The organism is Azospirillum oryzae, from assembly GCF_008364795.1.
GTDB lineage: Bacteria > Pseudomonadota > Alphaproteobacteria > Azospirillales > Azospirillaceae > Azospirillum > Azospirillum oryzae.
The window spans coordinates 452,477-466,073 of sequence record NZ_VTTM01000002.1; the positions used below are offsets into that span (position 1 = coordinate 452,477).

Annotated in this window: 11 protein-coding genes; 5 read left to right on the forward strand and 6 right to left on the reverse strand. The window is 68.6% G+C overall.

What is annotated here, in order from left to right; translation table 11 throughout:
- Positions 1 to 40: 40 nt before the first annotated feature.
- Positions 41 to 2,050 carry a methyl-accepting chemotaxis protein gene (locus FZ938_RS08135; RefSeq protein WP_149198061.1) on the reverse strand — a complete coding sequence of 670 codons (2,010 nt, stop codon included), beginning with the start codon at positions 2,048 to 2,050 and terminating at the stop codon, positions 41 to 43.
- A 413-nt stretch (positions 2,051 to 2,463) separates the two neighbouring features.
- On the opposite strand from FZ938_RS08135, the gene FZ938_RS08140 reads away from it, so the two are divergent.
- From FZ938_RS08140 to FZ938_RS08150, 3 genes are all read left to right on the forward strand, one after another.
- Complete coding sequence (locus FZ938_RS08140) at positions 2,464 to 3,588, forward strand: glycosyltransferase family 2 protein (protein WP_149198062.1); 1,125 nt, start codon at positions 2,464 to 2,466, stop codon at positions 3,586 to 3,588.
- Positions 3,585 to 5,336, forward strand: a complete 1,752-nt coding sequence (locus FZ938_RS08145) for a glycosyltransferase family 39 protein (RefSeq protein ID WP_149198063.1) — start codon at positions 3,585 to 3,587, stop codon at positions 5,334 to 5,336. Before FZ938_RS08140 ends, FZ938_RS08145 begins: the two co-directional genes overlap by 4 nt.
- Positions 5,337 to 5,519: 183 nt before the next feature.
- On the forward strand, positions 5,520 to 6,743 hold the full coding sequence (locus FZ938_RS08150; RefSeq protein ID WP_149198064.1) for a serine hydrolase domain-containing protein: 1,224 nt from the start codon (positions 5,520 to 5,522) through the stop codon (positions 6,741 to 6,743).
- 9 nt (positions 6,744 to 6,752) lie between these two features.
- Here the strand turns inward: FZ938_RS08150 and FZ938_RS08155 are convergent, their stop codons facing one another.
- A complete protein-coding gene (locus FZ938_RS08155) occupies positions 6,753 to 7,163 on the reverse strand; it encodes a nuclear transport factor 2 family protein (protein ID WP_246457718.1) in 411 nt (136 codons plus the stop codon).
- A 153-nt stretch (positions 7,164 to 7,316) separates the two neighbouring features.
- Entirely contained in the window at positions 7,317 to 8,300 is a 984-nt protein-coding gene (locus FZ938_RS08160; protein WP_149198066.1) for a hypothetical protein, read from the reverse strand.
- Positions 8,301 to 8,564: 264 nt separating this feature from the next.
- Between FZ938_RS08160 and nadE the strand changes: the two genes are divergently transcribed.
- Positions 8,565 to 10,244 (forward strand): NAD(+) synthase, encoded by a 1,680-nt coding sequence (gene nadE, locus FZ938_RS08165; protein ID WP_149198067.1) that lies wholly within the window; start codon positions 8,565 to 8,567, stop codon positions 10,242 to 10,244.
- A gap of 53 nt (positions 10,245 to 10,297) precedes the next feature.
- Here nadE and FZ938_RS08170 read toward each other — a convergent pair whose 3' ends face one another.
- The 3 genes from FZ938_RS08170 to elbB form a co-directional block, all read right to left on the reverse strand.
- Positions 10,298 to 10,522, reverse strand: coding sequence for a hypothetical protein (locus FZ938_RS08170; protein WP_149198068.1), 225 nt, complete (start codon positions 10,520 to 10,522; stop codon positions 10,298 to 10,300).
- 158 nt (positions 10,523 to 10,680) lie between these two features.
- A complete protein-coding gene (locus FZ938_RS08175; RefSeq protein WP_149198069.1) occupies positions 10,681 to 11,250 on the reverse strand; it encodes a hypothetical protein in 570 nt (189 codons plus the stop codon).
- A 137-nt stretch (positions 11,251 to 11,387) separates the two neighbouring features.
- The gene (gene elbB, locus FZ938_RS08180; protein ID WP_149198070.1) at positions 11,388 to 12,056 is read right to left on the reverse strand and encodes an isoprenoid biosynthesis glyoxalase ElbB; all 669 of its coding nucleotides are present in this window, start codon (positions 12,054 to 12,056) and stop codon (positions 11,388 to 11,390) included.
- Between the two features lie 179 nt (positions 12,057 to 12,235).
- Here elbB and gltX point away from each other — a divergent pair, with 179 nt between their 5' ends.
- Positions 12,236 to 13,579 (forward strand): glutamate--tRNA ligase, encoded by a 1,344-nt coding sequence (gene gltX / locus FZ938_RS08185; RefSeq protein ID WP_149198071.1) that lies wholly within the window; start codon positions 12,236 to 12,238, stop codon positions 13,577 to 13,579.
- The last annotated feature ends 18 nt before the right edge of the window (positions 13,580 to 13,597 follow it).

The window sequence follows — 13,597 nt, forward strand, 5'->3', positions numbered from 1 at the left end:
CCATAACTGTCACCGCAGTGCTGAAGATCGGCGCTGTTTCTTACGCGGCGCGCATTTCGGCCAGGAACCGCGACACGAAGCCGCGCAGGTCGGTCGCCTCGTGGTTCAGCCCGTCGGCGGCGGTCAGCACCTCGCGCGAGGCGTCGCCGGTGGAGGCCGCGGCTTCCGACACGCCGGCGATGTTGCCGGACACCTGCTGCGTGCCGCGCGCCGCCTGCTGGACGTTGCGGCTGATCTCCTTGGTGGCCGCGCCCTGTTCCTCCACCGCGGCGGCGATGGTGGTGGAGATGTGGTTGATCTCGGCGATCACCCGGCCGATCTCGGCGATGGCGCCGGCGGCCTGCCGGCTGATCTCCTGAATGCCGGCGATCTGGCTGCCGATCTCCTCCGTCGCCTTCGCGGTCTGGCTGGCGAGGTTCTTGACCTCCGACGCCACCACGGCGAAGCCCTTGCCCGCCTCGCCGGCGCGTGCCGCCTCGATGGTGGCGTTCAGCGCGAGAAGGTTGGTCTGGCTGGCGATGTCGGTGATCAGCTGCACCACCTCGCCGATGCGCTGGGCGGCGTCGACCAGACCGCGGACGGTGCCGTCGGTCTTCTCGGCGGTGGCGACCGCCTGACCGGCGATGCGGGTGCTCTCCGCCACCTGCCGGCCGATCTCGGCGATGGAGGCCGTCAGTTCCTCCGTCGCGGCGGCCACTGTCTCCACGTTGCCGGTCGCTTCATTGGATGCGCTGGCGACCGCATCGGCCTGCCGGGTGGTCTGCTCCGCGGTGGCCGACATGGTCTGGGCGGTCGCCTGCAACTGGGTCGCCGCCGCCGATACCCGGCCCAGCGCCTGCAGCACCAGCCGGTCGAACTCCTGGGTCAGCCGGTCGATGCGTTCGCCGCGGCCACGCTGCGCCGCATGGTCGGCGCGTTGGGCTTCGGCCAGCCGGTCGCTCTCGATCAGGCTGTCCTTGAACACCTGCAGGGCCTTGGCCATTCCGCCGATCTCGTCGGCGCGATCCAGGCCGGGGATGTCGACGCTGCGGTCGCCGCCGGCCAGCCGGGTCATGCGGTCGGTCATCGCGACCACCGGCCGCGACAGGCCGCGGCCGATCAGCAGCGCCGTCGCCAGACCCAGGACCACGGCGACCAGCGAAGCAAGCACCATCCCGCCGCGCGCCTTGGCGAGGAAGGCGCCGGTCGCCATGCCCAACTCCTTCTGGTGGCCGACGCTGGCTTCCGTCAGCTGTTCCGCCTCCTTGGCGATGGAATCGCCGACGGGGATCAGCACCTCGTTGACCAGCCGGTCGCGCTCGGTGGTGGCCTTGACCACGGCATTGAAGCCGCTGACGTAGACGCGCAGCATGGCGGTGTAGGACATCGCCATCTTGCGGCGGTCCATGTCGGTCAGCTTCGCCATCATCGCGCCGCCGCGGCCGGCGGCGTCGGTGAACTGAGACCGGGTCTGGGCGGCAAGCGCCGGGGAGCCGTCGACATTGTAGCGCGTCGCCGAGATGCGGGCCGACAGCATGTGGCGTAGCGCCATGCCCGCCAGATAGGCGGCGTCGGTGTCGCCCGCCGCGCCGGCGCTGTCCATGATGCCGTCCAGCGCGGTTTCCAGCCGCGGCCCGATCTCGTCCAGGTCAGCGATGGCCTTGCTGCGCTGGTCCTGGAAATCCATCATGGCAGCGAAGGCCTCCCGATACTGGGCGATCTCCTGCGCCATGTGGTCGGCCGTCTGCAGCAGGGCGGGGTCGGTGAACAGGGCGCGGGCCTTGTCGATGGTCTGCGCCGCGTCCTCCGCGGTGCGCCGGACGGTGGCGCCGACCTCCGCATCGCCGGTCAGCAGGAAACGGGTGGCCTGCTGGCGCATCTCCAGCATCAGGGCCTGGATGCGTCCCAGCTCGTTGGTCTGCTGGCCGAGCCGCCGGTAGGTGTCCACGGCGCCGCCGGCTTCCGACAGCGCCGCAATGCCGATACCGCCGATCAGCACCAGGAACACCAGGATGCCGGCGCTGGCCGCCGTGATCTTGCTTCCTACGGAAAAGCGATTGAAAAGGCTCATGGCCGGGGCCTCCATCGGCACAGGGACGTTGCCCAACCTTCGTTCGGGGACGATCCGAAAAGGTCAGGCATTGCGACCTGTTTCAGAAAGCGTGCCACATGCCCCGGTATGGTGCGGTTGTGTGTGCCGGCAACCGGAGTGACCTGTCGATGACGTAGGGGAATGCGGCCGTTCCGCCGCAATGGAATAAACGGCAACGGAGGATGTTTGCCTGTTTCGGCAGATCGCAGGTAACCGGGGTCCGGACGCATTCATGGGCGGACAGGCCATTTTTTGTGCCGTGGCGGTCACAGGAGAGGCATTTTGAACATCCCCCCGTATCGTGATATATGCCGAAGGGCGCAGCGGCCGACCGGGGTCGTCGCCGATCCCTTCATCTCCCGGTCCCTGACGCTTTGACCCGACGGCTGGCCATGTCCATTCCCGACGCGCCCCTTTCCGCGGCTTCTCCGGAGGTCCGGACCACTCCCGTCCGCCATGAGGGCGAGGTCCTTCCATCGGCGAACCGGCCTCCGGCGAACAGGTCGGGTCGCCCGCGACGCGGCTGCCTGTCGGTCGTCATTCCCTTCTACAACGAGGGGCCGAACATCGAGGCCCTGTTCGCCCGGCTGGTCCCGGTGCTGGACCGGTTGGACATGGATTGGGAAGTGGTCTGCGTCAACGACGGCAGCCGCGACGACACCATCGACCGGCTGCTGGACGTCCATGACCGCGAAGCGCGGGTGAAGGTGGTCGATCTGTCGCGCAATTTCGGCAAGGAGTTGGCGCTGTCCGCCGGATTGAGCCACACCACCGGCGACGCCGTGGTGCCGATGGACGCCGACCTGCAGCATCCGCCGGAACTGCTGCCGGCCTTCATCGCCAAATGGCGCGAGGGCTTCGACGTGGTGGTCGCCGTGCGCCACGCCCGCGTCGGCCAGAGCCTGAAGCACCGCCTGTTCGCCCGCCTGTTCTACTGGGTCTTCGACCATCTGTCGGAGATCAAGCTGCCGCGCGAGGTCGGCGATTTCCGCCTGATGGACCGCCGCGTCGTCGAGGTCATCAACCGGATGCCGGAGCGCACGCGCTTCATGAAGGGCATCTTCGCCTGGGTCGGCTTCCGTCAGGCCGCGATCCCCTACGAACAGGGGGAGCGCGCCGGCGGCGACACCAAATGGGGCTTCGTCAAGCTGCTGCGCCTGTCCTTCGACGGTCTGACCGCCTTCTCCACCTTCCCCCTGCGGGTGTGGAGCCTGGTCGGGATGGCGGTTTCGGGCGTCGCCTTCGTCTATATCCTGATCCGCCTGGTCCGCACGCTGGTCCACGGCATCGACGTGCCGGGCTATGAATCGCTGCTGGTCGCAGTGCTGTTCCTGGGCGGCATCCAGCTGATCACGCTGGGCATCATCGGCGACTATCTGGGCCGTGTCTTCGCGGAGGTGAAGGGGCGGCCGCTGTTCATCGTGCGATCGGCCCATGGCTTCGGCCCGGCGGATGGCCGGGATGAGCATGAGTTCGATCCTGTCGGCGGATCAGTGGGGCGGGAGCCGCGCCGATGAGCATCGAGACCGGCCTGCGCGACGACGGAAATGCCGTCGGCGGCCCCACTTCCTCCTCTGCCCGCCGCCCCGCCGTGGCGACGGCCGCGCCGTCCACCGCCGGCGCCGGCGGCGTCGTGCTGCCGCGCGGCGAGGCGGCTTTGTGGGACGGGCTGTCGCGCGCGCTTCTGCTGGGCCTGCTGATCCTCGCGGCGCTGACCTTCCTCAGCTACGGCATCAGCACGGACGAGGAGGTGCAGCACATCTACGGCAAGAAGTTGCTGTCCTACTACCTCAGCGGCTTCCAGGACCGGTCTGCCTTCCATTTCAAGGATCTGGCCTATTACGGCGGGCTTTTCGACCTCGTCACCGCCGTGATCGTGCCCTTCTCTCCCTTCGAGGAGTATGAGACGCGGCACCTGCTCTGCGCGCTGGTCGGCGTGCTGGGCATCGCCGGCACCTGGCGCTATACCCGGCTGCTGGCCGGTCCGCGCGCCGGCTTCATCGCCGCGGCGCTGCTGTCGCTGAGCGGCGTCTATTACGGCGCCATGTTCAACAACACCAAGGACGTGCCTTTCGCGGCCGGCATGGTGTGGACGCTCTATTTCGCCACCCGCATCCTGAAGCAGATGCCGCGGCCGAGCCGCAGCGCGGTGCTGAAGTTCGGGCTGGTGCTGGGCCTGACGCTGGCGATCCGCGTCGGCGCGGTGCTGGCCGGCTTCTATCTGGCGGTCGCCATGGCGATGCATTTCGCGCTGGTGACGCGCCAGGAGGGCCGGCGCTGGGCGCTGGTCGATGCGCGGCGCGCCTTCCTCAGCCTGTGGCCGGCGATCCCCGTCGCCTATGTCATCATGGCGGTGTTCTGGCCCTGGGTGGTGCAGCGGCCGTTCCGCAACCCGTTGGAGGCCCTGCGCGTCGTCTCCCATTTCCCCATCGACATCCAGACGCTGTTCATGGGCGAGCTGGTCCATTCCAACGCGCCGCCCGCGTTGTACCTGCCGGTCTATCTGGCGGTGAAGCTGCCGGAGGCGGTGGTGATCGGCGTCGGGGTGGCGGTGGTGATGGCGGCGGTCTGGCTGGCGCGCGGCGGCTGGCGGCGGACCGGGGCCTTCACGGTCGTCCGCTACACGCCGCTGGTTCTGGCGGGCTTCCTGCCGATCCTGCTGTTCGTGCTGATGCGGCCGTCGGTCTACAACGGCATCCGCCATTTCCTGTTCCTGGCCCCGCCCATGGTGGTGATGGCGGCCATCGCCGCCGACCGGCTGTGGACCCTGTGCCAGCGGGGCGGCCGGGCGCTGGGGCAGACCTTCGCCGCGGCGATGACCGTGGTCGGCGTGGTGTACGCGTGGCAGTTGGGCGCCATGCACCCGAACCAGTACGTGTACTACAACCAGTTCGTCGGAGGCGTACGCGGCGCCGACGGCAAGTTCGAGCTGGATTACTGGGGCAACTCGCTGCACGAGGCGCTGCAGGAACTGGTCGAGTATGTCGAGCGCGAAAATGACGGCCATGCCCCGCCGCGCCAGTACACGCTGACTGTCTGCGGCAACACGCTGGCGGTGCGGTTCGAACTGCCGCCCTGGCTGCGTCTGGTGAACGGGATCGAGCCGGATTGGCGCAAGGCCGATTTCTTCCTGGCCTTCACCCAGGTGAAGCGGTGTCCGTCGCTGCTGGACGGCCATCCGATCCTGGAGATTGCGGCCGACGACGTTCCGCTGTCCATCGTCAAGGACCGCCGCCCGCCCAGGGCCGACATCCCCACCGAATAACGGCCCACCGAATAGCCATCCCCGCTCTGCCAAGCCCGACCGGTTGGGCGGTGGCGGGGCGGTGGCGGAGTACCCCGGCGGCTCCCGCGCCGTCTTTCGCCGCATCGCCCTTCGCGGCCCTGTCCGCCCGCCGTACGTCCGCCCACTCTCCGTACTCGCGATTGGGGCCGGGCGGAGGCGGGGATGCGGCGCGGGCTGCTCTGGGGCGTTTTGTGTCTGCTGCTGTGGAGCGTTCCGCTCGGCCCGACCGGGGCCATCGGCCTGGATCGTATTCCCGACCGGCTGGTGGATGACGTGACCCGCGCGGTGGAGGACCGGCAGCCGCCGGCCGGTGCCGGCAGTCTGGTGGTCGGCGTGATCCGCGACGGCCGGACGCTGGTGGTCGGGCGCGGCGATGCCGGGCGCCCCGACGGCGGGCCGCCCGATGGGCGCACCCTGTTCCAGATCGCCTCGCTGACCAAGCCCTTCACCGGCACCATCATGGCGGAGCTGATGCGGGAGGGTCGGGTCGATCCCGCCGACCCGCTGCAGCGCCATCTGCGCCGCGTCGGCCCGGTGCCGGTCGCCCATGTGCCGGAGTATGAGGGCCGACCGATCCGGCTGCGCGACCTCGCCACCCACACGGCCGGCCTGCCCAACGTGCCCGAAACCCCACGTTTCTCGTGGAACCGGCTGGAGGACCCCCGCAACCCCTACAAGCCGCTGTCACGCGGCGAACTGGCGCTGTGGCTGTCCGGCTATCGGCTGCCGGTGTCGCCGGGCGTGCGCTTCAGCTATTCCAATGCCGGCATGTCGGTTCTGGGGGAGGCGCTGTCGGCGGCGGCCGGCCAGTCATACGAAACGCTGCTGAAGCGGGTGGTGACCGACCGCTTCGGGATGCGCGACACCACCCTGCATCCGACCTCCGAGCAGCGGGTGCGCAAGGCGGCAGGCCATGCCCGCGGCCGGGTCGTTCCGGATTGGGAGGCTCCGGCGATGCTGCCCGCCTTCGGCCTCTATTCCTCGGCCGACGATCTGCTGCGCTGGCTGTCCGCCAATCTCGGCGACTGTCCGGCGGGTGCGGCTGCCGGGCCGGGCGGCCATGGCTGTGCCCCGCCGGTGGCGGCGACGCTGGCGCTGGCGCAGTCGGTGCAGGTGGATGGGCGGTCGCTGGCCGATCCGGGCAGCCTGGGAAGCGGGGCGATGGCGCTCGGCTGGTTCGTCGCCTGGGCCACGGACGGCACGCCGATCCATTGGCATTCCGGCTCCACCGGCGGCTTCAACGCCTATATCGCCTTCTCGAAGGCGCACCGCTGGGGCGTGGTGGCGCTGACCAACAGCGACCCCGATCGGGTCACCGCCGACCATGTGGTCATCGATCTCGTCCGCCGCCTGGAAGCGCGGCCGGAGGTGGCCAGTCTGCCGTGAGAGCAAGGATCAGTGCAGGCGGCGAGGCGGCTTGGCCGGGATCTCGACATCCGCGCGGGCATGGGCGATGGGGCCGGCCTGATGATGGGCGAGGCGCCAGCTGCCCTTTTCGCGGGCGAACAGGTTGGTGGCGGCCAGCACGGCGTCGCCCAGCGTTTCCTCGCAGACCACCAGGGCGGTGTCGCCATGCAGGGTCACGCGCTCGTTCCGCGCCTCGACGACGATGCCGCTGGGCGTGCGCAGCACGTCCCGCCAGCTGGTCAGCACCGCGTCGCGCCCGAACAGGGCGGTCCAGCCGGGATGGATGCAGGAGACGGGCAGCGTTTCCGCCCACAGGGCTTCCATCGCGGCGGCGTCGCGATTTGTGAAGGCCCGGTAGAAGGCTTGGTTCAGGGCCAGCAGCGTGTCGCGGTCGGTCATGGCGTTCATCCGGGCGATGGTTCCGGGAGGACGGACGGTGCACGGCCCTGGGGCCGCCACCGCGACCGCTTGTAAAGAAGCCATCCCGCATGGGCAAGCGCCGGTCCGGACGGATCCGGGCCGGTGCTGTGACAATGAACGTAGAAAACCGGATCAGGCGGTCAGGTTGACGCCCTGCGGCTTCGCTGACGTGCCGGCGGTTGCAGCGGTCGCCGCACCGTCCGCCGCCGCTGCGGCCTTCCCGGTCGACAGCCCCGCAATCGGCGTGGACAGGTCGAGCGTCAGGTGGGTGACGCCGTCCTTCGACGTGGTCGGCTTCAGCACCGCCAGCCCCTTCATCCCATCGCCGCCGCCGCTCTTGGCGGCCATGTCGTTCAGCTTGCCGAGGATATCCTTGATCTCATCCTCGCTGAAACCTTCGGAACGGACGATCATGCCGGTGGACTTGCCGGTGGCGGTGGTGGTCATGCCGGTTGCGCTGAGCGCCATGTCGCCGCCCTTGCCCAGCGACGCCTGCAGACGTTGATCGTCGCGCCGGAAGTCCAGGGTTGATTTCGCGAAGGAAATCTTGACGCTGCGGTCGCCGTCCTGGATTTCCAGGTCGATTCCGTGTGACTCGATCGACCATTGCGACTGGGTGGCCTGCATGTCCACCGACAGATCGCTGAGGTTCATGCCGTCGAGCTTGGACTTCAGGCCGTCGCCGAAACCCTTCACGGCATCGTCGATGCGGTTCTGCGGAACGCCCAGTGCGCTCAGCGTATCGCCCAGCCCCTGCTTCAGCGCGTCGATGCCCTTGCCGAACATGCCGGCCAGATCCTTGCCGTGGTCCAGCGCCGACTGCATCAGCGATTGCGCCTGCTTGGCGCGGTCCACGCCGCTGTTGGCGGTGGCCGGCCCGCCGCCGCCCGCCGCCTGGGCGCCGCCCTTGCCGGTCATGCTGTCCAGCAGCGATTCCATCGACTGGCTGATGGTGTAGGCCGGCGACTGTGTCTTCTTGTCGCCGTCCACCGGTTTCGCGTCCGATTTGGCCAGCCCGTCCTTTGCCGTGCCGGCCGTCTTTGACGAACCGTTCTGCACAGCCGTGGACAGCACCGACGGTTTGCCGTTCGGGCCGCTGAGCTCCGCGTAGTACATGGATGCCCCCGCATCGCGTTGTTTGTGCGCAAGCGGAAGCATGGCGCCGACAACCTTTACCATTTCTTAATTTCGCGGTCTTCTTTCAATAATTGAAATAAATTCGTTACCTTACTAATTGTCCGCGACTGTGGAACTTCATCCAATCTCTTGCCGCCACTTGTTCCGCCTGCGTGATGACCTGCGACGAGCGGCGGCTTTCACCGCGGGTGAGGCGCTGCTACCCTTGTCGGAAAAGGACCCGCCAGAAGGAAGCCGACCATCATGACCGATCGCCTGTCCATCGCGCTTGCCCAGATCAACCCGACCGTGGGCGACCTCACTGCGAACGCCGGCCTGATCCGTGCGGCGCGGGCGGAGGCCGCGGCCCGCGGCGCCGACCTCGTCATCTGTCCCGCGGGCTCGTTGTCCGGTGCCCCGCTTCTGGATCTGGCGGCGCTTCCCGCTTTCCTCGACGCGGTTGAGGAGACAGTGCGGGCGCTGGCGGACGTCACCGCCGACGGCGGTCCGGCCCTGCTGGTCGGCGCGCCCTGGCGGGAGGGCAAGGGGCGTCACAACGCCGCTCTGCTGCTGGACGGCGGCAAGATCGCCGCTGTTCGTTTCCAGGCCGTAACGGATGCGGGTGAGATCGGTGCGCCGGAGGAGGACCGTTTCGATAGCGGTCCGATGCCCGGCCCGGTCAATGTCCGCGGGGTGCGGATCGGCCTGCTGATCGGCGGTGATCTGGCGACCGGCGACGTGGCGGAGACCCTGGCGGAGAGTGGGGCCGAGCTTCTGGTCGCGATGCTGGCCGGCCCCTTCGCCCCCGGCCGCGCCGATGAGCGGGTGCAGGCCGCCGTCGCGCGGGTGGTGGAATGCGGATTGCCGCTGGTTGCGGTGAACCTTGTCGGCGGGCAGGACGAGCGGGTGTTCGACGGCGGCAGCTTCGCGCTCGCCCCAGGTGGCCGGCTGGTCGCCCAGGCTCCGCTGTTCGCCCAACATCTGCTGCTGACCCGGTGGGAGCGCGGACCCGACGACAGCTGGGACAGCTCCGAGGCCGAAACAATTGCTCCGGCCGAGGGGACGGAGGCGCTTTACACGGCGCTGATGCTGGGCCTGCACGATGCCGTAACGAAAAGCGGCGCGCCGGGCGTGGTGGTCGGGCTGACAGGCGGGCTGGACTCGGCGCTGGTCGCGGCACTGGCGGCCGACGCGCTGGGACCGGAGCGGGTGCTGGCCGTTCGCGCTCCGCTGCCGGCCGGCGAGGCGGGGGCCTCGGCCGGCAGCTTTACCGACAGTCTGGCCGATAGCTTGGCCGATGCGGCGGAGATCGTCGAGTTGCTGGGCTGCCGCCTGGACAATGTCGCGCTCACGCCGGTGCTCAAGGCCGCCGACTCGCTGCTGGCCCCCGCCTTTGCCGGGCGCGACTCGGCCGCGGCGGCCGACCGCCTGCATGCCCGCCTGCGGGCCGCGACCCTGGCGGCCCTGGCGGAGCGGATGGGCGCCGTGCTGCTGTCCACGGCGGACCGGACCGACCGGCTGCTCGGCCTTGCGGCGGAGGAGACGGGCTGCGGCTATGCCGTGCTGTCCGACGTGCCGAAGACGGCGGTTCTGGAACTGACGCGCTGGCGCAACGCCAACCAGCCGGCGGGATCGCGCGGGCCGGCGGGGCGGGTGGTTCCGGAACGGGTGCTGGCGCGCCGGCTGAAGGCCGAGACTCCGGCCGGACTGCCGCCGGTGGACGCGCTGGACGATCTGCTGGCCGGCTTGCTCGACGGTGGGCTGTCGCCGGCCGACCTTGCCGGGCGCGGCCATGCTGCCGAGACGGTGGAGATGGTCTGGCGGCTGGTGGTCCAGGCGGAAGCGGGCCGCCGCAGGGCTCCGCCGGGGCCGCGGATTTCCCGCCGGACGGTCGCGCGGCTGCGTCGCTTTCCGATTGCCGGCGGCTTCAACGACTTGATGTAGAGCGGGCGGGGAGGGGGAGCGGTCCCCCTTCCCCCTTCGCCTCCGCGCCGGCTTCAGCCGCGCGTCAGCTTGATGATGGTGGCGATCATGCCGAAGGTCCACAGTACGGCCGGCAGCACCACCCAGGTCGGGTGGAAGATGATCGCCAGCGGCATGATGAAAATCAGCAGCATGGCCGGGAAGACGAAGAATGGCGAATTTCCCCAGTTGCTCAGCAACCCGGAGGGGTTCTCGTCTGCACCCAGATAAACATCGGCGGTAACCGCTTGGTCCGTCATCTCTATCACCCAAGTTTCTTGTGGTTATTCCCTGTCCCGCACTGCAGCAGGACAGGGGTTCATACGCCACGATGCTTTGGATGACCAGAGCGCGGCCTTGGCCGGCCCTTTCGACTTTGGTCGAAGGTTGGGGTCGAAGGTTGGGGTCGAAGGGGAGATTACGCGGCTTCGGTCAGCGCCAGCTGCGGACGGCGCAGGCTGGACTGGATGGTGAAGGGGGCGCGGACGCCGCCGTTGAACAGCTCGGCGCATTCCAGAGCCTTCAGCACGCGCTCTTCCGGCGGCTGACCGACGGTGGAGGCGAGCGAGCCCAGCGCGTAGTCCGACCCGCAGCCGATGGCATGGTAACCACGCACCGCCTCGCCGACCTGATAGTCCGACTGCACGGTGAAGAGCCGGCCTTCCAGCCCGACCATGAAGGTGCCGCCGGTCTCCACATCGTTGGAGCGGTGGGCGTAGCCGCCGTCCTTCAGGCAGTTGCGGACGGCATCGACAAAGTCCACGACCATGTAGCGGAACAGGTCGACGTCATGTTCACGCGGCGGGACCTCCAGCCGGTAATGCAGCAGCTGGCCCATACGGAAGGAGCTGGTGAAGCCGATCAGGCTGTCGCCATTGCGGAACACCTTGGTGTCGGCCCGCACCGTGATGTCCAGGCCGTTCACTCCGGCGCTGTCGCCGCCCATCCACACCCGGTCGCCGTCCACCAATCCCACAATGCAGGTCATCGCCAACCCTCGCCTGATAGAAAAGAAGCTGAGGCAAAGGGTGTGGGAAGGCGGTTAATGAATTATTGCTCAGCTTTGTGACATTGCCGGTGACAAAGGAGGTATCGCTACCTCCTTCGTCGGAGGTTTTCACTTGGTCACTTCACCAGATCGACCAGAGCCTTGACAGTATTCTCCGCACCCTCGGCGATCTGGACCAGATTGGCGTCCAGCATGTAGCAGGGCGAGGTGACGACCTTCAGGCCGCGGTCGATGACGATCTCGCCGTGGGTGGTGGTGCGGTGGACGGCGCCCATCGACTCCAGCGCGGCGGCGGTGCCGGAATCGTTGCCGATGGTCAGCTCGACGCTCTGCTGGCCCAGGATCTTGGCGAGGATGGCCGGGGCGATGCACAGCGCGCCGATCGGCTTGCCGGCCGCGCGCATGGCGGCGACCGCGGCCACCACCTGCGGGTTGACCGAGCAGTCGGCGCCCTTGAAGGCGAAATCGCTGAGGTTCTTGGCGGCGCCGAAGCCACCGGGGAAGATCAGCGCATCGACGTCACCGGCCGAGAATTCGCTGAGCGCGGTGATCTTGCCGCGGGCGATGCGGGCCGATTCGACCAGCACGTTGCGGCTCTCGCCGGTCTCCTGGCCGGTCACGTGGTTGACGACATGGGCCTGCGGGATGTCGGGGGCGTAGCACACCGCGACCGCGCCCACCTTGGCGATCGCCAGCAGGGTGCAGACCGCCTCGTGGATTTCCGCACCGTCATACACGCCGCAGCCCGACAGCACGACGCCGATGCGCAAGCTCTTGTCCGCCATAGGATGTCTCCGAGATTGGATTTGCCGCCAAGCTAACGCAGCCGGACGGCCGCGCCTACCGCGCGGACGGACGCAGGGCACCACCTGTTGCCGGGATGCATCGGTTGCGGACCGCTTTCGGAAGGCGCGCCGGCCGTGCTAGGACTGCCCGCCTGTTCCGTCTGCAATCGAGTCCAGCCATGTCCACCGCCGTCCGTTTCGCTCCCAGCCCGACCGGCCGCATCCATGTCGGCAATGTGCGCCTCGCGCTCGTCAACTGGCTGTTCGCGCGCAAGACCGGCGGCAGCTTCATGTTCCGGCTGGACGACACCGACGAGGAACGCTCGACCCAGGAATTCGCCGACGCCATTGCCGCCGACCTGACCTGGCTCGGCCTGAGCTGGGATCGCTTCGCCCGCGAAAGCGACCGTTATCCGCGCTATGACGAGGCGGCAGCCGCGCTGAAGGCCGCCGGCCGGCTCTATCCCTGCTACGAGACGCCGGAGGAACTGAACCTCAAGCGCGCCAGTCTGGTGTCGCAGGGCCGCCCGCCGATCTACGACCGCGCCGCCCTGCGCCTGACCGACGAGGACCGTGCCCGGCTGGAAGGGGAGGGGCGCAAGGCCCATTGGCGCTTCAAGCTGAACCCGACTCCGGTGGAATGGACCGATCTGGTCCGCGGGCCGGTGCGGTTCGAAGGTACGGCGCTGAGCGATCCGGTGCTTATCCGCGAGGATGGCCGGCCGCTCTACACCCTGACCAGCGTGGTCGACGACGCCGATTTCGCCATCACCCACATCATCCGCGGCGAGGACCATGTCGCCAACACCGCGGTTCAGATTCAGATCTTCGAAGCCCTTGATGCAGCGGTGCCTGTTTTCGCCCATCTGCCGCTGCTGACCGATGCCGGCGGGCAGGGGCTGTCGAAGCGGCTGGGCAGCCTGTCGGTCGGCAGCCTGCGCGACGAGGACGGCATCGAGCCGATGGCGGTCAACAGCCTGCTGGCAAAGCTCGGCACCTCCGACCCCATCGAGGCGCGGCTGACGCTTGACGAACTGGTGGCGGAGTTCGATCTGTCGAAGATCGCCCGCGGCACGCCGAAGTTCGATCCGGAGGAACTGGGCCGGCTGAACGCCCGCATCCTGCATTTGACGCCGTTCGAGGCGGCGGCATCCCGTCTGGAGGCGCTTGGCCTGACCGATGTCGACGCCGCCTTCTGGGACGCGGTGCGGCCCAATCTGGCGCGGCTGAGCGACGCGCGCGATTGGTGGGCGGTGACCCATGCGCCGGTGACGCCGGTGGTGGAGGATGCCGGATTCCTGGCCCAGGCGGCGGCGTTGCTGCCCGACGAGCCGTGGGACCTCGGCACCTGGGGCGCCTGGACCAATGCGGTGAAGGGTGCCACGGGCCGCAAGGGAAAGGAGCTGTTCCTTCCTCTGCGCCGCGCCCTGACCGGGCGCGACCATGGACCGGAATTGAAGAACCTGCTACCCCTGATCGGACGGGCGCGCAGCCTCCGGCGACTGGCCGGCGAAACCGCCTGAAACCTCTCTTCATTCAGG